Annotated in this window: 30 protein-coding genes and 2 pseudogenes; 16 read left to right on the forward strand and 16 right to left on the reverse strand. The window is 62.7% G+C overall.

Going from position 1 to position 25,938, the window contains the following annotated elements:
- Positions 1-142: 142 nt before the first annotated feature.
- Positions 143-1,189, forward strand: a complete 1,047-nt coding sequence (locus tag NKJ13_RS12635) for a hypothetical protein (RefSeq protein WP_352704352.1) — start codon at positions 143-145, stop codon at positions 1,187-1,189.
- 1 nt (position 1,190) lies between these two features.
- On the forward strand, positions 1,191-2,666 hold the full coding sequence (locus tag NKJ13_RS12640) for an FAD-dependent oxidoreductase (protein WP_352704350.1): 1,476 nt from the start codon (positions 1,191-1,193) through the stop codon (positions 2,664-2,666).
- 24 nt (positions 2,667-2,690) lie between these two features.
- Here the strand turns inward: NKJ13_RS12640 and NKJ13_RS12645 are convergent, their stop codons facing one another.
- Both NKJ13_RS12645 and NKJ13_RS12650 read right to left on the reverse strand, forming a co-directional pair.
- Positions 2,691-3,161, reverse strand: coding sequence for a YbhB/YbcL family Raf kinase inhibitor-like protein (locus NKJ13_RS12645; RefSeq protein ID WP_352505044.1), 471 nt, complete (start codon positions 3,159-3,161; stop codon positions 2,691-2,693).
- A gap of 49 nt (positions 3,162-3,210) precedes the next feature.
- Positions 3,211-3,648 (reverse strand): DUF2267 domain-containing protein, encoded by a 438-nt coding sequence (locus NKJ13_RS12650; protein WP_352704348.1) that lies wholly within the window; start codon positions 3,646-3,648, stop codon positions 3,211-3,213.
- 240 nt (positions 3,649-3,888) lie between these two features.
- On the opposite strand from NKJ13_RS12650, the gene NKJ13_RS12655 reads away from it, so the two are divergent.
- From NKJ13_RS12655 to NKJ13_RS12665, 3 genes are all read left to right on the forward strand, one after another.
- A complete protein-coding gene (locus NKJ13_RS12655) occupies positions 3,889-4,623 on the forward strand; it encodes a phosphoribosyltransferase (protein ID WP_352751184.1) in 735 nt (244 codons plus the stop codon).
- 11 nt (positions 4,624-4,634) lie between these two features.
- Positions 4,635-5,312 (forward strand): dienelactone hydrolase family protein, encoded by a 678-nt coding sequence (locus NKJ13_RS12660; protein WP_352737978.1) that lies wholly within the window; start codon positions 4,635-4,637, stop codon positions 5,310-5,312.
- Between the two features lie 122 nt (positions 5,313-5,434).
- Positions 5,435-5,935, forward strand: coding sequence for a DUF6496 domain-containing protein (locus NKJ13_RS12665; RefSeq protein ID WP_352737980.1), 501 nt, complete (start codon positions 5,435-5,437; stop codon positions 5,933-5,935).
- Positions 5,936-6,008: 73 nt separating this feature from the next.
- Here the strand turns inward: NKJ13_RS12665 and NKJ13_RS12670 are convergent.
- The 3 genes and pseudogenes from NKJ13_RS12670 to betI all read right to left on the reverse strand — a co-directional run.
- Positions 6,009-6,184 (reverse strand): annotated as a pseudogene (locus NKJ13_RS12670) (aspartate aminotransferase family protein); the annotation flags it as partial.
- 27 nt (positions 6,185-6,211) lie between these two features.
- Entirely contained in the window at positions 6,212-7,513 is a 1,302-nt protein-coding gene (locus tag NKJ13_RS12675; protein ID WP_352737982.1) for a flavin monoamine oxidase family protein, read from the reverse strand.
- Between the two features lie 77 nt (positions 7,514-7,590).
- Complete coding sequence (gene betI / locus NKJ13_RS12680; RefSeq protein WP_352737995.1) at positions 7,591-8,286, reverse strand: transcriptional regulator BetI; 696 nt, start codon at positions 8,284-8,286, stop codon at positions 7,591-7,593.
- 352 nt (positions 8,287-8,638) lie between these two features.
- On the opposite strand from betI, the gene NKJ13_RS12685 reads away from it, so the two are divergent.
- Entirely contained in the window at positions 8,639-8,899 is a 261-nt protein-coding gene (locus tag NKJ13_RS12685; RefSeq protein WP_352737984.1) for a hypothetical protein, read from the forward strand.
- 42 nt (positions 8,900-8,941) lie between these two features.
- Here NKJ13_RS12685 and NKJ13_RS12690 read toward each other — a convergent pair whose 3' ends face one another.
- The 4 genes from NKJ13_RS12690 to NKJ13_RS12705 form a co-directional block, all read right to left on the reverse strand.
- Positions 8,942-10,000: a dipeptidase gene (locus NKJ13_RS12690; RefSeq protein WP_352737986.1), complete on the reverse strand. Its 1,059-nt coding sequence runs from the start codon at positions 9,998-10,000 to the stop codon at positions 8,942-8,944.
- 185 nt (positions 10,001-10,185) lie between these two features.
- Positions 10,186-10,485 carry a GNAT family N-acetyltransferase gene (locus NKJ13_RS12695; protein WP_352476216.1) on the reverse strand — a complete coding sequence of 100 codons (300 nt, stop codon included), beginning with the start codon at positions 10,483-10,485 and terminating at the stop codon, positions 10,186-10,188.
- On the reverse strand, positions 10,478-11,113 hold the full coding sequence (locus NKJ13_RS12700) for an alpha/beta hydrolase (protein WP_352777830.1): 636 nt from the start codon (positions 11,111-11,113) through the stop codon (positions 10,478-10,480). The genes NKJ13_RS12695 and NKJ13_RS12700 overlap by 8 nt, the downstream gene beginning before the upstream one ends.
- A gap of 10 nt (positions 11,114-11,123) precedes the next feature.
- Positions 11,124-12,056, reverse strand: coding sequence for a VOC family protein (locus NKJ13_RS12705; protein WP_352737989.1), 933 nt, complete (start codon positions 12,054-12,056; stop codon positions 11,124-11,126).
- Positions 12,057-12,265: 209 nt separating this feature from the next.
- On the opposite strand from NKJ13_RS12705, the gene NKJ13_RS12710 reads away from it, so the two are divergent.
- Positions 12,266-13,843 carry an alkaline phosphatase family protein gene (locus NKJ13_RS12710; protein WP_352737991.1) on the forward strand — a complete coding sequence of 526 codons (1,578 nt, stop codon included), beginning with the start codon at positions 12,266-12,268 and terminating at the stop codon, positions 13,841-13,843.
- A 50-nt stretch (positions 13,844-13,893) separates the two neighbouring features.
- Here NKJ13_RS12710 and NKJ13_RS12715 read toward each other — a convergent pair whose 3' ends face one another.
- Positions 13,894-15,252 carry a PRC-barrel domain-containing protein gene (locus NKJ13_RS12715; RefSeq protein WP_352704338.1) on the reverse strand — a complete coding sequence of 453 codons (1,359 nt, stop codon included), beginning with the start codon at positions 15,250-15,252 and terminating at the stop codon, positions 13,894-13,896.
- 254 nt (positions 15,253-15,506) lie between these two features.
- On the opposite strand from NKJ13_RS12715, the gene NKJ13_RS12720 reads away from it, so the two are divergent.
- On the forward strand, positions 15,507-16,427 hold the full coding sequence (locus NKJ13_RS12720; RefSeq protein ID WP_352704336.1) for a diacylglycerol/lipid kinase family protein: 921 nt from the start codon (positions 15,507-15,509) through the stop codon (positions 16,425-16,427).
- 58 nt (positions 16,428-16,485) lie between these two features.
- Here the strand turns inward: NKJ13_RS12720 and NKJ13_RS12725 are convergent, their stop codons facing one another.
- The gene (locus NKJ13_RS12725; RefSeq protein ID WP_292659198.1) at positions 16,486-16,659 is read right to left on the reverse strand and encodes a hypothetical protein; all 174 of its coding nucleotides are present in this window, start codon (positions 16,657-16,659) and stop codon (positions 16,486-16,488) included.
- Between the two features lie 146 nt (positions 16,660-16,805).
- Between NKJ13_RS12725 and NKJ13_RS12730 the strand changes: the two genes are divergently transcribed.
- Positions 16,806-18,332: a sensor histidine kinase gene (locus NKJ13_RS12730; protein WP_352505032.1), complete on the forward strand. Its 1,527-nt coding sequence runs from the start codon at positions 16,806-16,808 to the stop codon at positions 18,330-18,332.
- A 56-nt stretch (positions 18,333-18,388) separates the two neighbouring features.
- On the opposite strand, the gene NKJ13_RS12735 is transcribed toward NKJ13_RS12730, so the two are convergent.
- Together NKJ13_RS12735 and NKJ13_RS12740 are read right to left on the reverse strand one after the other, a co-directional pair.
- A complete protein-coding gene (locus NKJ13_RS12735; RefSeq protein ID WP_352505031.1) occupies positions 18,389-18,868 on the reverse strand; it encodes a hypothetical protein in 480 nt (159 codons plus the stop codon).
- A gap of 10 nt (positions 18,869-18,878) precedes the next feature.
- Entirely contained in the window at positions 18,879-19,205 is a 327-nt protein-coding gene (locus NKJ13_RS12740) for an ElaB/YgaM/YqjD family protein (protein ID WP_352505030.1), read from the reverse strand.
- 283 nt (positions 19,206-19,488) lie between these two features.
- On the opposite strand from NKJ13_RS12740, the gene NKJ13_RS12745 reads away from it, so the two are divergent.
- A complete protein-coding gene (locus NKJ13_RS12745; protein WP_502896068.1) occupies positions 19,489-19,809 on the forward strand; it encodes a response regulator in 321 nt (106 codons plus the stop codon).
- Between the two features lie 29 nt (positions 19,810-19,838).
- On the opposite strand, the gene NKJ13_RS12750 is transcribed toward NKJ13_RS12745, so the two are convergent.
- Together NKJ13_RS12750 and NKJ13_RS12755 are read right to left on the reverse strand one after the other, a co-directional pair.
- Complete coding sequence (locus NKJ13_RS12750; RefSeq protein ID WP_023678544.1) at positions 19,839-20,390, reverse strand: sigma-70 family RNA polymerase sigma factor; 552 nt, start codon at positions 20,388-20,390, stop codon at positions 19,839-19,841.
- Between the two features lie 3 nt (positions 20,391-20,393).
- On the reverse strand, positions 20,394-20,597 hold the full coding sequence (locus NKJ13_RS12755; protein WP_023678543.1) for a NepR family anti-sigma factor: 204 nt from the start codon (positions 20,595-20,597) through the stop codon (positions 20,394-20,396).
- 215 nt (positions 20,598-20,812) lie between these two features.
- On the opposite strand from NKJ13_RS12755, the gene NKJ13_RS12760 reads away from it, so the two are divergent.
- The 6 genes and pseudogenes from NKJ13_RS12760 (at position 20,813) to NKJ13_RS12785 (ending at position 24,117) form a co-directional block, all read left to right on the forward strand.
- Complete coding sequence (locus NKJ13_RS12760) at positions 20,813-21,607, forward strand: response regulator (RefSeq protein ID WP_352476204.1); 795 nt, start codon at positions 20,813-20,815, stop codon at positions 21,605-21,607.
- A 238-nt stretch (positions 21,608-21,845) separates the two neighbouring features.
- On the forward strand, positions 21,846-22,010 hold the full coding sequence (locus NKJ13_RS12765) for a DUF1328 domain-containing protein (protein WP_023678541.1): 165 nt from the start codon (positions 21,846-21,848) through the stop codon (positions 22,008-22,010).
- Between the two features lie 190 nt (positions 22,011-22,200).
- Positions 22,201-23,226, forward strand: a complete 1,026-nt coding sequence (locus tag NKJ13_RS12770) for a sensor histidine kinase (protein WP_352777832.1) — start codon at positions 22,201-22,203, stop codon at positions 23,224-23,226.
- A 130-nt stretch (positions 23,227-23,356) separates the two neighbouring features.
- The gene (locus tag NKJ13_RS12775) at positions 23,357-23,527 is read left to right on the forward strand and encodes a hypothetical protein (RefSeq protein ID WP_352476202.1); all 171 of its coding nucleotides are present in this window, start codon (positions 23,357-23,359) and stop codon (positions 23,525-23,527) included.
- 55 nt (positions 23,528-23,582) lie between these two features.
- Positions 23,583-23,789 (forward strand): annotated as a pseudogene (locus tag NKJ13_RS12780) (hypothetical protein); the annotation flags it as partial.
- 82 nt (positions 23,790-23,871) lie between these two features.
- Positions 23,872-24,117: a YMGG-like glycine zipper-containing protein gene (locus NKJ13_RS12785; protein WP_006328050.1), complete on the forward strand. Its 246-nt coding sequence runs from the start codon at positions 23,872-23,874 to the stop codon at positions 24,115-24,117.
- Between the two features lie 97 nt (positions 24,118-24,214).
- On the opposite strand, the gene NKJ13_RS12790 is transcribed toward NKJ13_RS12785, so the two are convergent.
- Positions 24,215-25,837 carry a CHASE domain-containing protein gene (locus NKJ13_RS12790; protein WP_352739575.1) on the reverse strand — a complete coding sequence of 541 codons (1,623 nt, stop codon included), beginning with the start codon at positions 25,835-25,837 and terminating at the stop codon, positions 24,215-24,217.
- Positions 25,838-25,938: the final 101 nt, after the last annotated feature.

Genomic DNA, 25,938 nt, shown 5'->3' on the forward strand with positions numbered 1-25,938 from the left:
CCCGTTGTGAGCGCCTGGACCCGAAACTCATGATCAGGTCGAGGGTTCCCGGTCGCGGCCGGTGGAAGCGACCAAGGAACCCCGCCGCCGATCAGATCGTTTGGCGATATCAGGCCAGATCAACCTGAGGCAGATATTCCGCATGCTCGCAATCGCATGGAGCCGAACATCGGCAAAGTCTGCCGTGGATACGGGGCTTGGCGCAATGCTGCGTGACGTCGATTATGTCCTGCAAAAACTCGACTGGATGCGCGCCGAAGGCATCTGGCCCAACGGCTTGCGATATCTGTGGACCGATGCATTCGGGGTCGTGCTCTACGTCTCGCTTTATACGGAACTTGGCGAAGAGCGCTGGCTGGACGAGGCCGAGCGGCTGGTGGTGGATGTCGAGCGTGTGCTCGGCCGCCGGCGCGGATTGAGGATCGGCGAAGCGGCCGATCGCGACGGCCAGTATTTCCACTATCTGGCGATGTGGCTGTTTGCCCTGGCGCGTCTCGGCGATCTGAAGGCGGAATACCGCGAACGCGGCATTGCGCTGGCGCGGGACATTCACCCGGCGTTTGTGGTCCCCGGCCGCGGCGTGATCTGGAAGATGCAGGAGGATTTGAGCGGTCCTTACCCCGGCTACGGCCTCGGCAGCATGGATGCCTATGACGGCTACGTCTCTTATCGCATGCTCGACGAAGAGGAACTGGCGCCCGAGATCGCGCAGATGCGTGACCTGATGGAGCGCGATTGGCGCACACTCGACGTCGACCAGGACCTCGGCCTCGGCATGATGCTGTGGCTCGCCCATTTCTTTCCCGACGAGCCGTGGGCCGAGGCCCAGACGAGGCGTTCGCTGCGAACCCTGGAAACGATGTGGGTCGACCCGCCCGGTTATTTCAGCCGCGCGCCATGGCTGCGCGATACCAAGTTCGCCTTCACCAATTACGGCGTATCGCTCGGCCTGCAAGCCGCCGGCATCTGGCCGGGGCGTGTCGATAGGCTGAATGCCTTCTTCGAGGACTGGCGCTCCGGCGACGAATACGACCGCGAGGCGATCACCTGGGTGATGGCCTGCACCTCGCGCCTTCCCGGTGCTTTTCTGACCCGGGGTGGCGGGACAATGACTGAAAGAAGCAACCAAGCTCGGGAACGTTCCCCTGCCGGCGCGGTTGTCGATGGAAGACGCAAGGAGCGCGGTTGAAATGGCCATTCTCTTGGGAAAACCGGGAAGCTGTTGGGTAGCGGCAGCCAGATCCACGAACTATCCCCAGCTCGAAGGTTCGATCCGTGCGGACGCCGTTGTCGTGGGTGCTGGAATTGTCGGGCTGACGACGGCGCTTCGCCTTTGCGAGGCAGGCCGGTCGGTGGTCGTCGTTGAAGGCCTGCGCACGGGCGGACAGGTGACCGGCCGCTCGACGGCCAAGATCACCACGCAGCATGCACTGATCTATCGTCATCTCATCGACACTGTCGGCCGGGAGTTGGCGCAGGTCTACGCCGATGCGAATTCCGCCGGCGCCCGACAGATCCGCGATTGGGTTCGCGAGTACGCCATCGCCTGCGATCTCGAGAGCAAGGACGCCTACACCTACACCTGCGATGAAAGCCGGCGCGCGGAGGTCGCGGCCGAGGCGGAGGCCGCGCGCCAGGTCGGGCTGGAGGCCGAGATCCTCGACCACGCGCCGCTGCCTTTCGAAACGGCCGCCGCGCTACGGTTTTCTGACCAGGCGCAGTTCAATCCGGCGATGTATCTGGTTGGCCTGGCGGAAGCGGTGACGGCCCGTGGCGGTCGGATCTTCGAAAACAGCCGCGCCACCTCGATCGACGAGGCAAGCCGCTGGCGCATCGTCACCGATGGCGGCGCCGTTGATGCCGGGCATGTCGTCGTCGCCACCAACATGACGGTGAAGAGCCCCATCGGCATGGCGAACCGGACGCAGCCGCGCTGCCACACCGCCATGGCCTTTCGGATCGACGATCCCTTTACTGTCGACGGCATGTTCATCGGCATCGACGACCCGACGCATTCCATCCGCACGGGCCATGATGCCGAAGGGCCGCTGCTGGTCACGCTCGGCCCCAAGTTCAACACCGGCTGGGACGGCGACGTGGCCAAACGGTTTGTCGAACTGGAAAAATGGGCAAGAAAGAACCTTTCGGTCGGCGACGTCGCGTGGCGCTGGTGCAATGAGGATTATGATACGGCAGACAGAATTCCATATGCCGGCGAGCCCGATCCCACCAAGGCAGCCGGCTTCTACATTGCCACCGGCTTCAACGCCTGGGGCATCACCAACGGGACGGCCGTGGGCGCGATGATCGCCGACCTGATCTGCGGCCGCCCGAGCCCATGGCAAAAACTCTACGATCCGGCCCGGCCCTATCCTGAGGACTTCCACAAGAACGGCCGCAGTCAATCGATCGTCTCGAGCACCCACGACATTGCGCGTGGTATGGGGGGCGTGATCGTCAGGGGAGAGGAAAAGATTGCGGCGTGGAGAGACACCGAAGGCGCACTACAGGCGGTTTCGGCGACTTGCACCCATAAGGGCTGCACCGTAACCTGGAACACTGCGGACCACACCTGGGATTGTCCCTGCCACGGCTCGATCTTCGCGGCCGATGGTTCGGTCATCCACGGCCCTGCCCGAAAACCGCTTGCCCAGATTACGTTGTGAAGGCGGCGACCGACGTCGCCCGCGTCACGCCGGCCGTTCGTAGGTTCCGACCAACTCCGTCTCCTCCAATGCGTGTTTCTGGGCTTGCTTCCAGACCTGATGCACGCCCGCCTGTCCCGGTACGCTGAGGCTCGGCACATCAAGCGCGGCCAGCCGGAAATGGTAATGATGGACGCCATGCCCTACGGGCGGCTGCGGGCCATCGTAATAGGCATTGCCGAAATCGTTGGTGCCCTGCCTGAGTGCCGACGGACCGGGCTTGCCGTCTGCTGCCTCGGCGAGTTCGCCGGCATCGGGCGGGATGTTGAATACCGCCCAATGCCCGAAAGTCCCGCTTGGCGCATCGGGATCCAACACGACAAGAACAAGGCTCTTGGCACCATCCGGAACGCCGGACCACTTCAGTGGCGGCGAGACGTTCTGGCCGTCACGCGTATACCTTTCGGGAATTTTTCCGCCTGCCGGGAACGCCGGGCTGATAAGGGTGAGTGGCATTGCTGTTTCCCCAAGAAGATTGCGACCAAGAAACCCGCGCCGGCGCCGTTCACGCCGCTTGCTGAGCTTCGGCGACGCGTCTGATCTCTCCTGGCAGGGATTCCCAGACCTTGTGCATCTGTCCTTCTCCGACATGATGGGCAAGCACCTTGGACACGGCCCTGAATGCATCCTTGGAATCGACCGGACGGGTGAATTCAAGCTCCGCCTTGATCTTGGCCAGAAACTCGTCGAGCGACCGCACCTTCTCGGGAGCCTTGGAAGGTTGAAATTGGTCATAGAAGGCGCCACGCACCAGAATCGGCAGCTGCGAGCCGAGGTGGGCTGCAAGATCCGGCTGCATACGGTCGCGCAGGGCGTGTAGCACCGCTCCGAGAACGTGCCAGGCGACCTGCCGATCCGGTCCAATCTCGTCCATGATCTCGTCGAGCCAGATGTTCGTGGTCTGCAGTGTCTTGTCGAATACGTCGAGTCCAGTGGCGTTCATCGAATCCTCCTTCCGTTCAAATCCGATTACGGCGGATGTGACCAAACAGTCCTACCTGCCGGTTGTTCCCCGATGCGCATTCCGGGGTTTTTCGGACCGCCTTTCCCGGCCGGCGTGCGGAACATCCTCATGGGCGGACGAGTTTTATTTGCTGTCGCCGATCAGCCATCCCACGGGATGTAGCCGCAGGTTGGTGAAAGCACATCCACCGGGAAAACAGATGCACGCGGATTGAAGGTCATGGCCGTCATATTTTCAGATCGCCGCGAGGCCGGGCGGCAACTCGCCGGGGAGCTCGTTCGCTTTGCCGGCCGCGACGACGTGATCGTATTGGCGCTGCCCCGAGGCGGCGTGCCGGTCGGCTACGAGGTCGCGCAGGCACTCAAGGCACCGCTCGACGTCTTCGTCGTGCGCAAGCTCGGCGTCCCCGGCCACGAGGAACTGGCCATGGGGGCGATCGCGCCCTCCGGCGTACGTGTCCTGAACGACGAAATCGTCAGCGGTCTCGCGATCCCGCCATATGTCATCGACGCGGTCGCTGCAAAGGAGGAAAAAGAGCTTCTGCGCCGCGAGCACCTCTATAGGGCCGGGCGACCCCCACCGCAGTTGAATGGACGGACCATTATCCTCGTGGATGACGGGCTTGCGACCGGATCGACCATGCGGGCCGGAATCAAGGCGCTGCGAAAAAACCACGCCGCCCGTATCGTCGCGGCCGTTCCCGTCGGTAGCCCCGACACTTGCGACGCGATGCGGGCGGACGCCGACGAGGTCGTTTGCGCGACGACACCAGAGCCGTTGCTCGGTGTCGGGCGCTGGTACGTGGATTTCTCGCAGACGAGCGATGAAGAGGTCCGCGCGCTGCTCGCCAGGTCCGTGCCCAAGCCTGCAGCTTCCGACAAGCCTGCCGCTTCCGAAGAGGAGTTGGCTGGGCACGCGGGCGCGGGTCCGGCGCGCGGCACCAGATCGCCATAGCGGAGGTGGATATGGACCGGCATAGCGAGCACGTCGTTCATGTTCCCGCGGGGCCTGTCACGCTCGAGGGCAATCTTTCGTTGCCCCCGGATGCTCCTGGCCTCGTGCTCTTCGCCCATGGCAGCGGCAGCAGCCGCCACAGCCCGCGCAACCGCTACGTGGCCGCAAGGCTGAACGAGGCGAACCTCGCCACCTTCCTCGTCGACCTGTTGACGGCCGAAGAGGAGCGGATCGACCAGGTCACGGCCGAGTTGCGCTTCAATATCGGACTGCTCGCCGATCGGCTGGTTGGCGTCACGGATTGGCTCGGCGCCTCGCCGGACACGTCGGGGTTGCGTCTTGGCTATTTCGGCGCGAGCACGGGCGCCGGTGCCGCCCTCGTGGCGGCGGCCGAGCGGCCCGACCAGGCCGCGGCCGTGGTTTCGCGTGGTGGCCGGCCCGATCTCGCAGCGCTCGCCCTGCCGCGCGTCCGGGCGCCGACCTTGCTCGTCGTCGGAGGCGCGGACACGCAAGTGATCGCACTCAACCGCTCGGCGCTGGTGGCGCTCCGCGGCGAGAAGGAGCTCGCCATCGTCCCTGGCGCGACACATCTGTTCGAGGAGCCCGGCGCCCTGGACGAAGTCGCGGATCTCGCTACTCAATGGTTCTTGCGCCATCTGATTTCGGACGGATCGGCGTCGACGTCCTGACAGCCGGGGCTTGGATCACCAGTCCCGGGATCATTTGCGTCCTCAACGCGTTATGATCCTCATAAGACCGCGCGCAGCGGCAACCCGAAAGGCTGTCGCAACCCGTATGTGGGAGAAAGACAATGCCGGACAAGAAAACCATCGAGAAGGCCCGAAAGGACAAGCGCGAGGGCAAATCGCCGAGCACCCAGGCCGGCGAGTTCGTGCACGAGGAGATCGATAAAATCCGCCGCGGCGAGCACGGCGCGCGGTCGACCCAGCAGGCTATCGCCATCGGGCTTTCCGAGGCGAGGCGCGCAGGCGTAGACCTGCCCCCGCCCAAAAAGGCCAAGGTGAAGGAGAGCACGCGCAAGAGCGCCGAATACGCCTATGAGGCCGGCCAGGGCGAGCGCACGCCGAAACGCCGCCCGCGGGTCTCGAAGGCCGTTTCCAAGGTGCTCGAGCACGAGCCGAAGAGCACGGCGTCGCACGAGGCGCTCTCGCAGCAGGCCAAGCGTGCGGCCTCGCGCCGGACGGCTGAGGAGCGCTCGGCCGCCGCCAAGAAGGCCGCCGAGACGAAAGGCGCCAGCGGAAGGAAGGCGGCGGCGCAGAAGGCCGCCAGAACGCGGGCACAGCACGCATAGTTCAGGACGGCAGTTCGCCTCCTGGAAACCCGATATGGCCCAAACGACCGGCGAGATCGCCAGTCATAAACGCTTATCCCCGCCACACCCCTTCCCGGCGCAGATCGTCCATCGTGCGCGAAATACCTTGGCGCAGGATCGACACCATGTCGTCGATCTGCTCGCGCGTGATGATCAGCGCCGGGACATGACGCACATATTGATCAGCGGCCTGACCAGCAGGCCGAGCTCGCGGCAATGCGTGTCGATCCCGCTCCGCAGCTTGATCCGCCTCGCTTATGGCCCCGAGGCTCTGCTGTCGATGGCCGACTGAATAATTTTTCGGGCAGCAATGCGGCCGGCGACGATGGCGCCCTCGACATAGCCCGGAAATGACGGCGACAGCTCCGACGAGGCAAAATGGACCAGCGGAGCGCCCGCACGGATAATGCGTTCGGCATCAGTTGCCGTCGCATCGACGATCAGATCGCTGTAACCGCCGCCGCTCCAGCGATCCCCGGTCCAGTCGCGATAACTGAGATCGATAATGCCGGCCGCCTCGATACCGAGCGCCTCTTCCAGCTTTGACGTCACCTTTGCGCGTAACGCCGCGTCGTCCATATCCCGCCAGCGCTGCGCCAGCGGCCCGCCGATGAAGACGACAAGTGCTGCATGATCCTCGTCCCTGCTGGCATCGCAGGCAAAAAGCCCGTGCGGGTCGCGCCACATCACCATGCCGCTCAAGCCCCTGTCGCGCCAGAAAGCCTTGGGGTAGCGCACCAGCATCTTGATCACCGCGCCGCTTTGCCAGACGCTGAGGGCCCTCTTCAGCACAGCCGGCAGCGGCGGCACGAAATCCACTCTCGAGGCCATCATCGGCGGTACGGCGACCAGTACCGCTCGTGCCTCGATCGCGCCGGCAGGCGAAACGACGCGAACCCCTCCCGGGCCGTGCTCAATGGCCTCGACAGCTGTACTCAGCCGCAGTCGATCGCCGAGATCCCGCGCAAGATCATCCGCCAGCGAATGCATGGTTTCGCCCACGAAATACTGCAGCTCCGACACCTCGTTGGTGATGCGGCGATCATTGTCGATCAAGTACCACAGCGGCAGCCTTTCCATTGCCAGGCACCACAGGCCCTCGATCATCGACCGAAAGGCGGCCTTCGCATCGTCGGGATCGGCCTGGCGATCGAGCCATGCCGCGACCGTCAAGCCGGCAATGGTCGGGTCTGTCGGTGCGATCGCGTTCATCCGCTCGCGCATTCGCATCGCGGTGCCGTAAGTGCGCACGGCTTGCGCCTCGCTCATTCGCGGCTGCGTGACGAATTCGCCTGCGACATGGGTCTCGACCAATGTCTTGCCGCGCGCTCGCACCAACGCCATTAATTCCGGCATGTCTTCGCACAGGAACTGTCCGCCGCTGTCGATCCGCTCGCCGAGCCCGTTCTGCACGGCTTCGGCGCGGCCGCCGACACGGTCGCGGGCCTCGAGCAGCACGACATCGATGCCGGCGTGGTCCAATTCATGCGCGGCCGACAGGCCGGTGAAGCCGGCGCCGACGATCGCCACATCGGCTCGTTCGATCTTGAACTTCATTAGCCGGCCTTGATCTTCTCGAATGTCAGGGGCCGGATCATTGTCTTCATTGCTGGTCCCACCCTCTTTTTGATGGTTCACGCCGGCCTGGCACCGCGGGCTGCGGAGTTCGGATAGTGCTTGGGGAATGCCGCAGACAGGAACTCGTTCGCGGCCTGCAGCGCCGTCTCGCGTGTGGCGTCCTCGGTGCCCATCATCAAATGCAGCCACAGACCATCCAGCATGGCGCTGAGCGCCAGCGCCATGACTTGCGGCTCATAGGCATAGAAGCCGCTCTGCTTGAGCGCCGCGCAAAGATCGATGAAGATGTTCTGGTAGACGGCATCGCGTGCGCTGCTCAGCGCCTGATATTTCGGTCGCGATTTGGCCTCGCCCCAGAAGGCACACCAGGCAGCCAGCTTCCGCTTGTTGCAGATCGAGCGGTCGAAATCGGCCGCCACCAATGCCTGCAGCTGGCGGGCGGGATCATCGCCGGCACTTTGCAAGGCGCTGCGCCAATGCGCCGAATACTCGTCATGCATGTACCGCAAAGTGGCGACGAGCAGCTTCTCCTTGCTCTCGAAATGGAAATTGACGATGCCGCGCGACAGGCCGGCGCCGTCGGCGACGTCGGCCATAGTCGTTTCCGAATAGCCGCGCTTGGCCAATGAATCGATAGTCGCTTCGATCAGTTGAACCTGCCTTGTCTGCTTCGACGCTTTGCGGCCGCGCTTATCGGAATCGCTTTTTCGCGCCGGTTCGAGGAGGGCTTCGCGCGCCTCTGTTGTCTTCATCGGGTAACGGTCTCCAGCATCGCCGGCTAGCCGACCGGCTTCGGCCGCGAAGATCAGTGGGACGGTGTTTGGCACTGTCAAGCACCTTCTGCATGGCTGCCCATATTCGAATGTTCTCGTCGAGACTGCACCCTTATAGAAAACGACGTCGAAGGCGCCATCGGCGAAAGGCAGCGATCCCGGCACGCGGACCAGATCAGCGCCGCCGAGTCCGCCTGCAGCGGATCTTGAGTCGAGATCTACGCCAGGCGCGAGCTGCAATATCAAAAGCTGCTGAAGCGTGCCAAACTGGTGCCGCGGCTGGTCATCAAGCTCGGCCGCCGCACTGCCAATCGCCTGCGGATTTCTGAATATGGCCGACGACATCGACAGTCACGAAATCGACGCCGAAGCCGCCGAACAGTGGCAGCTGGTCAACACGCCGCTCGGCGAAAAATGGTCGGGCCGCACCCGCTATGCCGCGGCCATGTTCTTCTACAAGCGCGGCGAGATGAGCGCTGAAACGCTGGAGGTCTACCGCATTTGTGCGAGGCTGGATTCGACCGATCCGCTGCCGATCATCCGCGACCGCGGCATTGGCCAGGACTGGCTTAAACGCATGAGGTTCGAATAGTCCGCCTCCAAACTGTGTTCCGGACAAGCCGGCATCACCCGCTTAGCCGATGGTCTTTTCCAAGATGCCGAGCCAGTTGCGATAGGCGATCTTCTCGATCAGCGCGCGCCCGAAGCCGCGCGCCGCGAAAGCGTCGAGCAATCTTGGCAGGCCGGCAACGTCGCCTATCACGGCCGGGATCATGGCGCCGTCGAAATCCGAGCCCAGGCCGACGCCGTCTTCGCCCAGCGCCTGCAGCAGCGAATCGACATGGCGCACCATGATGTCGAGGCTGGTGTCGGCGTTCATCCTGCCGTCCTCACGCAGGAACCCGGTGGCGAAATTCAGCCCGACCATGCCGCCGGACTCGCGGATCGCGCCGAGCTGCCATTCGGTGAGGTTGCGCGAATGGCCGCAGATCGCGTGCACGTTTGAATGGGTCGCGACCAGCGGTGCGTCACTGATCTCGACGACGTCGCGGAAACCTTTTTCGTTGAGATGCGAAAGATCGATCATGATCTTCAGCTGGTTGCAGGCTTTCACCAGCGCCTTGCCGGCATCGGTCAGCCCCGGCCCTGTGTCGGGCGACGAGGGGAAGCGGAACGGCACGCCGTGGCCGAAGGCGTTGGGACGGCTCCAGACGATGCCGAGCGAGCGCAGGCCGGCTGCGTGGAGAACGTCGAGCAGGGTGAGCTCAGGGTCGATCGCCTCGACCCCTTCGATATGAAACACCGCCGCAATCGAGCCTTGCGCCATCGCCTTCCTCACATCGCCGGCGCTGCGGCAGACGGTAAGCGCCGAAGCCCGCTCCAGCCTGAACAGGATCGAGGCCATCGCTACGGTAGAGTTGAGCGCATCGGCGCGCGGAACCTCGGGCGGCAAGGGCTCGCTGTCGCTCGGCGCCAGCGGCACCGTACCGCGTTTGGATTTCTCGGCAGGCGGCGGGAAGATCGCGAACATGCCGCCGGCAAATCCGCCTTTCTTCGCGCGCGGCAGGTCGATATGGCCACCCGGCGTCCCCTCGACGAACAGCTTTTCGACGTCCGCATCCTTCGACTGGTAGAGCCTGAGCAGCGTGTCGTTGTGGCCGTCGAAGACGGGAACGAGATCGGATTCGGTCATGGGGGCCATTCGGTTGAAGTGGTCGGTCCGCAGAAGGCGAGCCGGTTGTTGCCAATACTTAGGCAAGACGGGCGCTCTGCGCAAATCCCGCATGTTTGCCTTGTGTTTGTACGCCGCCAGTGGTTGAAGGGGCACGCGGTAAAGCCGCGCACCCTTTCTCCTGTCATTCACCGAGGGGCTGCCTCTTACCGCTTCAGCACGTCCGCCCATTCCGGATGGCGGCGGAACTGAGCATTGGCGAACGGGCAAAGCGGGATGATCGTCTTGCCCGCCGCACGCGCATCCTCGACGGCACGGGTGACCAGGCGAAGTCCCGCGCCCTGGCCGCGAAACGCATCCGGCACTTCTGTATGGTCGATGATGATCTGGTGCTCGCCGATCTTGGTGAAGGTCATCTCCGCCTCGGCGCCGCCCGGCCCACGCAGCAAGTAGCGGCCCTTCGAGCCGCGGTCCTCCAGTTCAATCTCCGGCAATAGGTCAGACATGGCTTGCGGTCCTTTCATCCGACGCCACGGCGAACAGCTGCCGCGCCGCCTCGATCTCGCCCGGCCGCACCTCATGGCCGCCGTCATGCCACTCGACTGTGACATCGGCGCCATCGGCGCGCAAATAGGCTTCGAGCCGCGCCGTCAAATTAGGCGGACAGATCGGGTCTCGCCTGCCGGCGGTGACCAGGATGCGGCTGCCGCCAAGGCTGCCCTTGACCTCCGGCGCGAACGGGATCAGCGGATGCATCAGCACCGTTGCGTCGAACAGCGACGGCTCGGCAAACAGCACCGAGGCCAGGATGTTGGCGCCGTTGGAATAACCGAGGCCTAGCACCGAAGATGGCTTTGCCGCCTCGACATGCGCCTTGACGAAGCCGGCCATCTTGTCCGTCGCTCGCGTGAGGTCGCCCATGTCGTAAACGCCCTCGCCGGTACGACGAAAAAAGCGTGCGGCGCCTTGTTCCGAGACATCGCCCCGCGGGGCAACGATCGTTGCTTGCGGCGCAAGATCGCGCCCAAGCGACAGAAGCTGATCCTCGTCGCCGCCAGTGCCATGGAAGACGAAGAGCAACGGTCCGCCCGGCGAACCGGGCAGCACCTTGTGAATATACGAATCCTTGCTCATAACCTTGCCCTCAGTCTTCCAGTTTCTGCAGATGCTGTTCGAGATAGGGCCGCAAATGCTGGTGTTGCGACGGCAGTTTCAGCGCCTCGCCGAGATGGGCGGTATCCTCGTCGCGGTCGAAGCCCGGCTCGTTGGTGGCGACTTCGAACAGCACGCCGCCCGGTGTGCGGAAGTAGATCGCCCAGAAATAATCGCGGTCGATCACTGGCGTCACCTGATAACCTGTATCGAGCAGCGCCTTGCGCACTTCGAGCTGCTTGGCGCGGTTCTCGACGGCGAAAGCGACATGGTGGACCGAGCCGGCGCCGAGATTGGCGAAGCCGGCCCCTGGCAGCGATTCGATATCGACCACATCGGCGCCGTTGCCGTTCTTCACCGCCAGCCGCCTGACGTTGCCGGATTTGTCGACCTCCTCATAACCCATGAATTTCAGCAGCTCTTCGGTGGCGCCGCCATCTTTCAGCCTGAGCGACACCGAGTGGAAGCCGCGGATCGCCTCGTCGGTGGGGATGCCACCCTTGGCCCATGGCGCACGGCTGTCCGCTCTGTCCTCGACCAGCGCAAACCCGTCGCCGTCGGGACCGGCAAACGCAAGACGCTTCTCGCCGAACGTCTCCTCGCGTGACAGCCCGGTGACACCTTGCTCGGCAAACCGTTTCTCCCAATAGCCGAGCGTGCCCTCGGGCACCGAATAAGCGGTGGTGCCGACTTCGCCGACTCCATGGCGGCCTTTGCCGATTTTCGGGAACGGGAAGTAGGTCATCACCGAGCCGGGCGTGCCGACCTCGTCGCCGTAATAGAGGTGGTAGACGTCGGGTGCGTCGAAATTGACGGTTTTCTTGACCCGCCGCAGGCCGAGCGTCCCGGTGAAGAATTCATTGTTCTGGCGCGCATCGCTGGCCATCGAGGTGACGTGATGCAGGCCCTTGACCTGGTCGAGCATGTCTGTTGCTCCTTTCCTTGTGTCGGTGCGGCCCTTGCCGCTGTCCACCCGAATATGAGCATCCGCCTCCTGGCCGCAAAGGCGGCAAACACAGAATGGACTGTGCTGTTAAAGTGAACGATGAAGCAGGTTTTGTTCACCATTTGGCAAACTGGACCGGCTTGCATACTCGCCGAAATTGCGCTCCATGAGCGACGCATGTAGCCAGCATGAGGATACAGCGGTTGAGTGGAAAACGCCCCAACATTCTCCTGATCACCTGCGACCAATGGCGCGGCGGCTGTCTGTCAGCTGCTGGGCACAAGGTGGTAAGGACGCCGAATGCCGACGCGCTGGCTGCCGAGGGCGTTTTGTTCCGGAAGCACTATGGCGCCGCCGCACCTTGCTCGCCGGCGCGCGCCTGCCTCTACACCGGCCTTTACCAGATGAACAATCGTGTCTGCCGCAACGGCACACCGCTCGACGCCCGCCACGGCAACATAGCGCTCTGGGCGCGCGCCCTCGGCTACGATCCGACGCTGTTCGGTTATACCGACACCGCGCGCGACCCGCGCACGCTGGCGCCTGGCGACCCGCAGCTGAAGAGTTATGAAGGCGTGCTGCCGGGCTTTACCGTGCGCCAGCTTCTGCCCGAGCACCAGAGGCCCTGGCTGTCATGGCTCAAGGCGCGCGGCGTCGATGCCGGCGCCGGCTCCCCCGACATCCACCGCCCGGCGGGCGAAATCCTGGAAAACGACGGCGAGATCAGCAACGCCCCGCCAGCCTTTTCGAAGGACGAGACGCCGTCGGCCTTCCTGGCTGGCGAATTCATCCGCTGGCTCGGCGAGCAGGAGCACGATGCGCCGTGGTTCGCGCACCTTTCCTTCATCAGCCCCCATCCGCCCTTCATCGTGCCGGCGCCTTACAACACCATGTACGATCCGGCCGTCGGCCCAGCTTTTGACCGCGCCGAAAGCTGGCAGGCCGAAGCAGCAAGCCACCCCTATCTCGCCTATGAATTAGACCGGCAGGAACGGTCGAAATTCCGCCCCGGCTCGGAGGGTAAGGTGCGCGACTGGAGCGACGATAGTTTTCGGCGCATCCGGGCGCTCTATCACGGCATGATCTCGGAGGTCGACGCGCAGCTTGGCCGTGTCTGGCAAGCGGTCAAGGCGGCCGATGCATGGGACGACACCGTCATCGTGCTGACCTCGGACCACGCCGAGATGATGGGCGATCATTTCATGCTGGGCAAGGGCGGCTTCTTCGACTGCAGCTTCCATATTCCGCTGATCATTCGCGATCCGCGCCGCCGCAAGGCTGCCGGCAGCAGCGTCGACCGCTTCACCGAGGCGGCCGATTTGGCACCGACCTTGCTCGAGCTCACCAGCGGCGAAGTGCTGCCGCATCTCGACGGCCGCTCGCTGGCGCCTTTCCTAGACGCAACGGAGCCGGACGATTGGCGCGATGCGGCACATTGGGAGTTCGATTTCCGCTCGATCGCCGATGGTGATGCAGAACGCTATTTCGGTATCGGTCCGCGTCAGTGCAATCTCGCCGTCATCCGCACGCAAAAGTTCAAATATGTGAATTTCGGGGGCGGCCTGCCGCCCTTGCTCTTCGACCTGGAAAAAGATGCCGGCGAGCTGGCCAACGTCGCTGACGACCCAGCCTATCTGCCGGTGCGGTTGGAACTTGCCGAAAGGCTGCTTGCCTGGCGGGCCGAGCATCTCGACCAATCTCTGGCGCTCGCCGAATTGACGGACAATGGCGTTGCCGGCCATGTCGCCGGCTTTCCCTCGCCATAAACAAAGCCCGCGCCGTTGCGGGCGCGGGCTTCTATCGACCTGTGTGCTGCTTAGCGCATGATCATGCGCTGTTTGTCGCGGTTTTGCGCATAGCTGGCCTTGTCATAGGGGGCCTGCGCTTCGAGCTGCTCCTTGGTGAAGTTCGTGTAGAGATAGCGCTTGCCGTTCTTGTCGGTCATGAATTTCAGGTTGTCCATGCCGACCGCCACCTCCTTCTCGCCGACACCGAGGAACCCGCCGACATCGATAATGACTGCATCGACCTTTTTATCGGCGCCCAGCACGATATCGCCGATCTCGCCGACGTTGACATCGTTGGCGCCGTAAACGGTCGTTCCAACCAGATCCTCGGCCCGGATCTGGCCGATCGGCATTTCAGTCAACGTCGACTTGTCGATCGACCCGGTTTTGGTCTGGTCGGCCGTTGCGGGCGCTGGGGCGTTTTGAGCCGTCTTGCCGGCCTGGTCAGCGTTATTGGTCGTCGCAGTGTTGTTGGTCGACGCGGTGTTGCTGGCCATCACGGTAGGCGTGACGGTGGCAGGCGCATTGGCATCGTTCGAAGCAGTGGATGCCGGCGCCGGATCATAGGCCTTGCGGTTGAAGTCCGGCTGCGCCTGCAGCTCTTCCTTGGTGGTTTGCGCGACCAGCCAGCGATCGCCGTTCCTCTCGGCCCACTGCGCCTTGTCGAAATCATAGGCGACGTTCTTTTCGCCGATGCCGAGGAAGCCGCCGACGCCGATGATCAGCGATTGCGCTTTGGCTTCCTTGTTGATGACGATGTCGTTTACGTCACCGATGTTTTGGGCGTCGTCGCCGGTGCCGTTATAGACGGTCTCGCCGATGATATTGGTGGCGAGATTGCCTTCGGCGCGCTTCACTGGCTCAGCCGGCGCGGCAGGCGCTGGCGTTGTATTTTGCGCGCTGGTGGAAGCCGAAGGGGCGGCGGGTGCCGCATTATCGGCCGAAGCTGGCGGCGGAGGCGGATCGTAAGGCTTCCGGTCGAAATCCGGCTGAGCCGTCAACTCATCCTTCGTCGTCTGAGCTATCAGCCAGCGGTCGCCGTTCTTTTCTGCCCATTGCATCTTGCCGTAGTCGAAGGCGACATTCTTGGTTCCGATGCCCAGGAATCCGCCGACGCCGATGACGACGGATTTTACCTTGCCGCGCTCGTCGAAGACGATGTCGCTGACGTTGCCGATATTCTGGGCATCGGCGCCGGTGCCGTTATAGACGGATTCGCCGATGATGTTGGTAGCAAGGCTGCCCTCGGCCCGTTGCACCGGAGCGGCTGGAGCGGGGTTCTCTACTGCGGGTGGCTGCGCCGGCGCCGGGGTCGTCGCCGACTGCGCAAAGGCACCCGTCGCAATCAATGTTGCGACTGCTGTCGTGGTTAAAAGGGTGCGGATCATCTTAGTGTCTCCTCGTCGGTGATTTCGTGCACGCCCTGCCCGCCTGGCGTCACTGCGGGCGCAGCGTCTTCTGCATGTTCACAACGTTGTGACCACACTGTTGTTCCGAAAAAAGCCGTGGTGCACCCGGTACGATGTCAATGGTTCTCGGATTCACTGCGCTGGTCGAAAGGAACATTTTCTCGGCCGCGCCGTTCCACTCCCGGCTGGGACCCCGTCCCGGCCGGATAGGTGCTGGAAAAAATGGAACGGCCATGCGGTTTGCAGCGGTGCTGAACAAGGACGGCGGCACCCTGCGCACCATCGATCTTGAGGCCTTCGCCAGTCGGATGCGCAGCACGCTTGAGACTGCCGGCCACTCGATCGATATCGAAATCGTTGCCGGCAAGGATATCGTCGCCACACTGGACGGCGTAGCTTCCAGGCGCGGCATCGACGCCGTGCTGGCCGGCGGCGGCGACGGCACCATTTCGGCCGCGGCAGCCCGTTTGATGAATGGGGAGAAGGCACTGGCAATTCTGCCGGCTGGCACAATGAACCTTTTTGCGCGCGGCCTCGGCATTCCGCAGACCCTCGATGCGGCGCTGAAATCGTTTGCCGACGGCGAGGTGATGGCGATTGACATTGCAACAGCCAACGGCCGGCCTTTCGTGCATCAATTCTCGATCGGCATGCATGCCAGGATGGTGCAACTGCGCCAGAAGATGGAATTCGGCTCGCGGCTGGGGAAAATGCGTGCCTCGGTGCGAGCCGCTTGGGCAACGATCAACAACCCGCCGGCGATGAACGTAACGCTGACGATCGGCGAGGCCGAGATCAAAACCCGGATCACCGGTATCGGCATCACCAACAATCTGTTTGGCGAGGGCCACCTGCCCTATGCCGATGATCCGGCAGGCGGCGTGCTGGGCATCTATGTCACCGTAGCACGGCGGCGCGGCGAATTGATCAGGTTCCTCTTTGACGTCGCCCGTGGGAAATGGCGCGGCAACGAACATGTCGAAATCCATCAGGCAAACCGCGCCGTTTTGAAAATCCATTCGACGAACAGGAAAGTTCAGGCCGTCATGGACGGCGAACTGGTAAAGCTCGATCGCGAGACGACCGTCGAAATCCATCCGCGCGCGTTGAATGTTCTCGTCCCGGCGCGCGCCGCCGAGGCAAAGGTTGCCTGACGTGGGATGCCTGATGTGGGGCTGCGTGATGCGAGCTGGCACGAGCGATGGGGAGAACCTAGCCGCTGGGCGTGTTGCCCTGTTCGGTCTTCGGCGTCTCGATCATCCAGCCGTAGATTTCGGCGACGCCCCAGGCGATAAAGGCCAGCAGCAGCGCGGCGATCAGGATACGAAGGACATGCCGACCCCGCCGCCCTTGACGGGCTTTGTTTTCAGGAATGGTTTTTGGCATTGTCTGGCTCCATATTTGGCGCCGGCAGGCGTAACTGGCGGGGCGTTGGCTGGTAACGGTCCCCCGCAGCGAAAGTTCCGGCTCTGCAAGGCGGCAAACGGGCCGGTTGGCCTGATCAATCAGCGGAGCCGGCCACTGGGGGCATAGTGGACGACAATAGCCAGAACACGCCGGGTCTGCCGGCCGATATTCGCCGTGTGGTGGGCGCCGCGGACCGTCTTGCCGTGCTGCACGGCCTCGACGCGCTGGACAGGGCTGCCGACCCTGATTTCGATCGCATTGGCGGTCTTGCCGCTTCGGCGATGCAAACGCCTGTCGCACTGATCACGCTGCTCGACGCCGAGCGGCAGTGGTTCAAGTCCTGTATCGGCCTCGACCAGACCGAAACCGCGACCGAGACATCGTTCTGTGCCTATGCCATCGCAGCCGGCAACGTGCCGATGGTGGTGGCCGACGCGGCGGCCGATCCGCGGTTCAAAGCCAATCCGCTGGTCACCGGCGAGCATCATATCCGCTTTTACGCAGGCGTGCCGATCATGATCGACGGCGCGCTGATCGGCACGCTGTGCGTGCTCGACCGGAAGCCGCACGCGCATCCCTCCTCTGTCCAGCTCGACCAGTTGTCGGCGCTGGCTGGACTCGCCGCCAGCCTGTTCACGCTGAAGGATGCAACCCGCAGCGCGGCGATCGCCAAGGCCGCATTGGTTCGAGAGGAAAAGCGGCGCGCTATCGCGCTCGACGCGGCTTCGCTTGCCAGCTGGGCATGGGATATCCGCAGCGACATGATCGACTGCGACGTCCTGCTGCCCGAATTGTTCAACCTGCCGAAGTCGAACAGGCTGAGGGCGCGCGACATCCTGACCGCCATCGACCCGCGCGACGTTCACCAGACCGAAACACGCTTTCGCGACGCGCTGACCGGCAGCGATGACTATTTTGGCGAATACCGTGTCAGAGGCCTCGATCCGCCACGATGGGTCGCAACGCGCGGCCGCGTCATAGAGCGCGACGGCGAGGGCAAGCCGACGCTGATCTTCGGCGTCAATTACGACATCACTGAACGCAAGCTAGGCGACGAACGCCAACGGCTGTTGCTGCGCGAGCTCAATCATCGCGTCAAGAACACGTTGGCAACTGTACAGGCGCTGGCCACGCAGACCGTTCGCCATGCCCGCCAGCCAAGCGAATTCCTCGGCGCCTTCAGCGCCAGGCTGCAGGCACTGGGCGTTGCGCACAGCCTGCTGTCGGACCGCGAGTGGCGCGGCATCGGCATCCGCGAGCTGGTGCAGATCGAGGTAAAGCCGTTCCAAGCCGCCGGACAATCGCGGATGGCGATCTCCGGCGCCGATGTCTTGCTCTCACCCGACCAGGCAGTCGGACTCGGGCTGATCCTGCATGAACTGGCAAGCAACGCACTGCAATACGGGTCGCTCTCGGTTTCTTCCGGAAAGGTCGATCTCGATTGGAAGGTACAAGGCAGGAAGGGTGCACGGCGTCTGTTGCTGGCCTGGCGCGAAAGCGGCGGCCCGCGGGTTGCGCCGCCCGAACGCCATGGCTTCGGCTCGATCCTGATCCGCCGCAGCCTGGCCAAGGTCATTTCCAGCGAGGTGACCCATGAATTCCGGCCGGATGGCGTGGTCGCGGAAATATCGATTCCGCTCGAAGATTTGTAACGCCGGCATTTTGCGACCGGCGCCAGAACCGTTTGCCCTGAACTATCCCCTCCGAACTATTCGGGTTTGCCGGTATCCGGATTATCCGAGCCGCGCTTCACATTCTCGCGGTAGATGGCGTAGGCAGCGAGTGCTATCGCCGGGCCGAGAATGGCGCCCAACCCGCCCTTCGCCAGGCCACCTTTGCCCTTGAGCAGCGCCGGCAGCACGGCGAGTGCCGCAGTGATGCCGATAGCCTTCATGTCGGCGTTGCGTCGCTTCGCCCGGCGCCTGGCGCGCGAGCCGGCCGACATCCGGTAGACGAGCAGGATGAGACCGGCGATTGCCAGAAAGCCGATCCCGAAGCTCAGGCAAGCTGCCATCGGCCCATAGCGGGCCGCCGCCCAGATATAGGCCGCCCCGACGAGGAACCCGAGGCCGCACAGCGCCGCGAGCGCTGCGACCGAATAGACAATCGCAGCGACGCGCACGCGTTGCACCGCCGCAATGGTTTCGCCCGAGGCAAGGCCCGAGATCAGCGATGCAAGCATTCCCATGCGTGCAGAACTAGCGGCGCGCGAGAAGCGCGAAGAGGAATCCGACGCCTGCGGCGATCGCCAGCGAAGTCACCGGTTTTTCGCGCATATGCGCTATCATCTGCGCCTCGATGTCCCTGGCGTTGGCGCGCAAGCTATCGAAAGCTGCCTCGCCTTGGGTTCGCAACTGCTCGACGCCTTCGGCGGCGGCTCGCCGCGCTGCCCCGTAGCCATGTTCGCCAGTTTTGGCCAACAGCTTGGTAAGTTGATCGATGTCGGCCTTCAATTGTGCGATGTCGGCCTCAATATCGGAATTCGTGCGGGCTTCGTTCCCGGCCTTACCTGCGGCAGTCGCCATTGCTTCACTCTCCATGATTTTGCTCGGTCGAAACGCCCGACAGACCCCAAGGTTCCGGCGCGAACCTCTTCTAACCCTATCTCCGGCAGCGCGCGTTGCAAATGCCTTGCATGGGCCGAGGCCGACGCATCCGCGCCGGCACGTCTTTTTTAAATGACAGCATGCCAAATAACGATCATGACTTCCCTCGTTTCACGATACGCATTCAAGGAGATATTGCTGCGTGCGCGCATCACTTGACGGTTTGCGGATTCTTATCCTGGAAGATGAGTTCCTGATTGCCATGGATATCGAGCAGCTTTGCCGCGACTACGGCGCGCTCAATGTGGTCATCGCCCGTGATCTGACTGAGATCGAACAGCAAGACGTTGCCGCGCAGTTCGATGTCGCCATCGTCGACCTCATGCTGAGCGGCGTTTCGACGCTCCAATTTGCTTCGCGGCTGCGTGAAGCGGGCATCCCGTTCGTCTTCGCCTCGGGCTATTCGGATACCGATGAGATCAAGAAATCCTTTCCCGGCGTCAGGCTGGTCACCAAGCCCTATTCGGGAGACGATCTCCTCGAGGCAGTGGCGGCGGCCTGCAGGCGAACGCCTCTCCGCTGAGGCGCGGAGCGGTTCGAACACGCCGCGCCTCACGCAGCCGTCGACCCGGTTACCTGAGCCGAAATTGCGTCCGGGCCATACTCGTCTTCACCGGAGATCTTCAGGATTTCCTGCAGCCGTGTGCGGGCGCGGCTGACGCGGCTCTTGATCGTTCCGACGGCGCAGCCGCAGATCTCGGCCGCTTCCTCGTAGGAGAAGCCGGACGCGCCGATGAGGATAATGGCTTCGCGCTGGTCTTCTGGCAGCAATTCGAGCGCGCCGCGAAAGTCCTCGAGGTCAAGCTGGCCGTGCTGGGCCGGGTGAACGGCAAGCCTGGCCGTCATGACGCCATCGCTGTCCTGCACCTCGCGGCCGCGCTTGCGCATCTGCGAATAGAATTCGTTGCGCAAGATCGTGAACAGCCATGCCTTCAGATTGGTGCCGGGCTGGAAGCTTTCATGCTTGTCCCAGGCCTTGACCAATGTTTCCTGCACCAGGTCGTCGGCCTTGTCGGCGTTTTGCGTCAGCGACACGGCAAAAGCCCGCAGGCTCGGGATCGAGCCGAGCAAGTCGGTCTTGAAGCCCTGGGAGACGGCCGCCATGCCTCAGTCCTTCTTTTGTACAGGTTCGGCCTTTTCCAACTGGCTGAGCAGTTGGGCGAAGCGATCCGGCACATTGTCGGAGACCAGCTCGTCGTAGTATTGTTTGAGTTTGCGGCCGATTTCCGAGTTCGGCCCAAGCGGGTCGCGGGAAGCAGCCCGGCGCCCGTTGCCAACGCCACCCATGGTAGCTTTCGTCATGTTCTTCATTCGCCCTTTTGTCCCAGCCTTAAGCCGCCCTTCAACACATAACGCAAGGCAAGCGGCAGCCTCGTCTGGTTGCCCAACCCGCCCTTAAACGCCAGCCCATATACTTAGTTCCGCATGATCGGAACTTTTTCGCAGAACCTGCGTTTTCACCCTTGGGCCCTGCGAACCGTTTTTAGCTGTAACATGCATCACGTCATATGAGGGAGACGTCCAATATGAGCCTATCAGCAACCATCGCTCCGCACCTGCCGTTCCTGCGTCGCTTCTCGCGCGCTGTATCCGGATCGCAGGAGAGCGGCGACGCGCTGGTCGCCGCAATGCTCGAGGCCATCATTGCCGATGTCGACATCTTTCCGAACGCATCGAACGACCGCATCGCGCTCTACAAGGTCTTTGCCAAGCTCTTCACCTCAGTGGCCATTCGCGTTCCGCAGGAGCATGCCCAGTCGGCATGGGAACAGCGTGCCGCGGCCAATCTGAATGCAATTGCGCCTCGTCCCCGCCAAGCCTTTCTGCTGGTCGCGGTTGAAGGCTTCAGCGAAGACGAGGCGGCGGAGATTCTCGACGTCGACGAACAGGAATTCTCCGAACTTCTCGCGCAGGCGAGCAACGAGATCTCCCGCCAGGTGGCAACCGATGTGCTGATCATCGAGGATGAGCCGCTGATCGCCATGGATATCGAGGAAATGGTCGAAAGCCTCGGCCACCGCGTCGTCGGAACGGCGCGCACCCACGCCGAGGCGGTGGCGATGTTCGGCAAGACGCGGCCAAAGATGGTGCTTGCCGATATTCAGCTTGCCGACGGCAGTTCGGGCATCGCGGCCGTCAATGAGATCCTGTCGTCCACCTCGGTGCCGGTGATCTTCATCACCGCCTTTCCCGAGCGCCTGCTCACCGGCGAGCGGCCGGAACCGGCTTTCCTCGTCACCAAGCCGTTCAACCCGGATATGGTCAAGGCTCTTATCAGCCAGGCCCTGTTCTTTGACCGGCACGCGAAAGCCGCGGCATGAACAGCGGGCGGCCGAGTTGCCGCCGCCAGGGTGTGGGATAGCCACTCTTCTTGGACCCGAGGGGGCGTGACGCCGGCTTAACATACGCAGCCAACTGCTGCCGAACCTGACGAGGACCTTTTCGCACACATCGCAGCAATTCGGGCCGTAACGATTTTCAGCATCGTCTTTTTCGGGAAATGGTGGAACAAACGGAGGCGAATCACGTTTTCACCGCAGCATTGGAAGGAGATGGATCATGCTTTACTGGGCGCTCGTATTTCTAGTCGTGGCGATCATCGCCGGTGCGCTTGGTTTCGGCGGCATCGCTGGCACTTCGGCCGGCATAGCGCAGATATTGTTCTTCATCTTTCTCGCCTTCCTGATCATATCGCTAATTGCCGGCCTGATCAGACGGGCGTGAATGCCAGCGGCCATTCAAGCGAACACTGGAAGCCGCACCCCTCAAACGGTTTCCAGCCACCGCCGGGCAGTGTCCTCCAACGGGATGCCGCTCGGCGGACCGCTTTTAGGGCTTGATCCGCAGCTCCTCCTTTTGGAACCCATTTTTCCGTGAGCCGTTCAGCCTGACGTGGGTTGAGCAAAATTGACCGATGCGTTCCAGAGTCGGAAAAATGAAAGACCGCGGCCGGAGTGATGAGATCATCGCTTTGCATCCCGGAATGCAGCTTGGCCGGGTCCTTCTCCATGCACTGCACAATACCGGGATTTCCGTTCTATACCAGGATCGCGAGATGAAAACTGTGTGGGCGCGCAACATGCGCGCACCATGGAATTCCGATGCCTCCGACAACAACGGCATCTTGCCACCGGCGCAGGCAGAGCGTATCGGCGCCGCCAAGCACGACGTCATCGTCTCCGGCAATCCTCAACATCTCGAACTCAGCGTGCCGGCCGATGATGGCGCCCGCTGGTTTCAGGTGTGGATCGACGCCGACCGCAGCGACACCGGCGCGGTGCAGGGCGTCGTGACCACCATGGTCGAAACAGCCGAGCAGAAACGCCGGGAGCAGACGCTGAAGGCGCTGCTGCGTGAAGTCAGTCATCGCTCCAAGAACCTTTTGGCCATCATCCAGAGCATCGCCACCCAGACAGGCCGTTATTCCGGCAGCATTGATGATTTCCTGACGCGTTTCCGTGGCCGATTGCAGTCGCTGGCCTCCTCGCAGGACCTAGTCACGTCATCCAACTGGCGGGGCGCAGCGCTGCGCGAGCTGGTTTCCGGTCAGGTCGGCAGGTACGGCGCGGACCCTTTACACAGCCTGCGTTTCCGCGGCGCAAATCCATATCTCAACCCCAATGCCGCCTTGCACATCGGCTTGGCCATGCATGAGCTCGCCGTCAATTCGGTCAGCTATGGCGCGCTGTCGCGCAGCGACGGTTTCGTCGAGGTGACGGCCGATCTGACGGCAGCTTCCGCTGGCGAGCCTGCGCTGTCGCTGACATGGGCAGAAGCGATCGGAGCCAACGACAATCAGCGCAGCGAGAAGCGTTTTGGCAGCGTCGCGCTTGAACGCGTCGTACCCACATCGTTGAATGGAACGGCGACACTTGAGATCACCGGGAACCGCCTCGAATACCGCCTTCTTGTTCCTCACGGCAATTTCGAGACGGATTGAACGAACGGCGGCCGCCGCGAGAAGGGTTCTGCGCATCGCCAACTTTAACCGACTGTTCACCATAAAGTCCGATCCTGTCCGACGTGTCGATCCATCGATTGAGTTTGGCACAAAATGAAAGGAATGGGCCTTGACGGCTGCCGACTTGAACAGACTGGAACAGGCCGCTCGTGTCTCGATGGGCGGTTTTCAGGATCCCGAAGCGTCCGCAGCGCCCGCGCCTCGTGCTTCGCCCCTCCGCTTCGCCGCCGTCGCGCTTATGGCCGCGATCGTCCTGACCGCAGCGTCCCAGTTGATCTGATCGAGTTCGCCTCTGCTTGATCGCTTTGAAACCACTGCCCGAGTACTGGCCGTGCCCATTCGCGGTCACCGACCTGCAAGGCCAGGCCCAACATCTCGTCGCCAAATGCCTTGCCGTCGATCCGGCGCTCGAGGACGACTATGACAGGATCGTCTGGAACGTGCGTCCCGACGGCACGCTCGATGCGTCCTTGGAGATTTCCGGGTTCGTGGTAGCATCGAACGGCGCACGCCCCGAAAAAGACTATCTTAATCAACAATGAAATCGTGCGGGCAAAGGCCGTACTTTCATGCTAAATGGCGGCTGGAGCTTATTAAAGTGAGGACAAAAGTGAGGATGACTTCATGCGGAAGATGATTATTGCCATGGTTGCCGTGGTTGCGGTCAGCGGCTGCACCACCACGGAAGAGAACGTGGGTATCGGCACTGTGGGCGGCGCGCTCATTGGTGGCGCTGTCGGCGGCGGCAAGGGCGCTTTGATCGGCGCTGGCGCTGGTGCGATTGGCGGTCTGCTGGTTCGCCGTCTGCAAAATGGCTACTGCCAATACAGAGATCGTCACGGCCGGATTTACACAGCTCGCTGCAACTAGTTTCGAGCTCCAGGCGAATAGCAAACGCGGAGGCAGGCCACCTGTCTTCGCGTTTGCCCTTTGAAGCGCTGTTGCGACGCGGCCCGCGAGAGGCGTTTCAGGCCGGCAGCGGAACCCTGATTTCCACGTTCAAACCATCTTCGCGAAAATCGCGCCTGATTGTGCCACGCAATTCGCGTGTGATGTTGAGATCGATCAGTCTGGTGCCAAAACCGCTCTTTGCCGGTGTCGCGAGCTTCTTCTGACCGGCCTCGCGCCAGTTGAGGGCCAATGTCCGGGCGCCGCTACGGCCTTCGAGCGACCAGTCGACCTTCAGCGCACCGACTGAATTGCCGGCTTCGCCATGCTTCAGCGCGTTAGTCGCCAGTTCGTGAAAGACGAGGCCGAGTGCCTGCGTCGTCTTTTCATCGAGAAGAACCTGCGGTCCCGACAGCAGCCCTTCAGGAAGCTCACTGCCGAACACCTGGCCTAGCTCGATGCGCAGCAGGTCGCCGAGATCGGCTTTCTGCCAGCGTGAGCGCGTCAGCATGTCCTGGGAAGCCGCCATCGCCTGCAGCCGGGCCGAGAAAGAAGCCGAGAATTCCTGGACGTCGGTAGTGTGCGATGCTGTCTGGCGCGCGATTGCCAGCACCCGCGTGATCGAGTTCTTGATGCGATGCTTCATCTCCTGCAGCATCAGGTCTTTTTCCAGCAGGCTCTTTTCGGTCGTTTCGTGAAGCAGCGAGATCGCCTCATAGGCCCGCTCCTGATAGCGGGCCACCAGCGCGATGGCGCCCGCAAGCAGCAGTCCGAACAATCCGAGCATCACCGGGATGGCGCGCGAGGAAGGTTGCGAGAAAGCACTTGTCGGCCTGAACAGGACGACCCACGGCCGGCCGGCGACGGTGATCTTGCGGGTGACCAGCAGCCTGTCGCCGAGGCTCGAAACAGGCGGCGTTTCCGATTGGAACAGCAGGTTGTCGCTGTCAACTGTGCCGTCATAGATCTCGGTGTTGACCGGCAGCAATGGTGCCCGACTGAGCGCAGCCTGGAACAGGTCACGGGCGCGGAAGGCCGCATAAAGGAAGCCGGCAGTCGAGGATCTCGTCGCGTTCACGGCGTCCGGCGCGGTTTCGACATTGAGCCGGACGAAGACGAGGAACCCGGTAAAGGTCTGCGCGGCACCCGTATCCTTGCCGAGCTGCACGAGCCCGCTGGCGTGCTGCTGATCGTCGGCCATCGCCTTTTCGATCGCCTCGCGCCGCGCCGGCCCGGTGAACATGTCGTAGCCGATGCTGGATTGGTTGGACGGATCCAGCGGTTCGAACAGCACGATGGGCGTACGCCACGGTAAGTTCGTGTCGGGGTAGATCGGATGGCTTGCGCCGTGATCGTGCAGGATGTCGCGCTCGACCGCCGCCTCGTTGCCAGTTTTCGCCAGGCGGAGGAAACCGATGCCGCGCAGGCCGGCGAAATTATTGTCGCTGTCGAGCGCGTTGAAGAAAGCCTTGAACTCGCCTTGCGAGATACCGCCATTGCGAGCGTCGAACAGCGCTCGCGTTGAGCGCAGCAGCGACAGGTCCAGGTCGATGCGGCTTTCGATCCGGTTAAGCGCGTCGTCCGCCGTCGCCTCGAATTTTATGCGGGCCGCCTCCTGGGTGGCAAAATAGGCAAAGCCCGCCATCGTCAGGCTGATCAGCGCGACGGCGATAAAAGCGACGGTCGGAAACAGCTTCTTCAATTGCTGATACGTCCCGTGGACGGTTCGGCATCTTTTATGGGCAAGTCCCGACGCCAACACAATGCCCAGGCCAAAGCATGGTGACGGCTGGCACATTTTGG

It is taken from the genome of Mesorhizobium sp. M0174, from assembly GCF_040322275.1.
Taxonomy (GTDB): Bacteria; Pseudomonadota; Alphaproteobacteria; order Rhizobiales; family Rhizobiaceae; genus Mesorhizobium.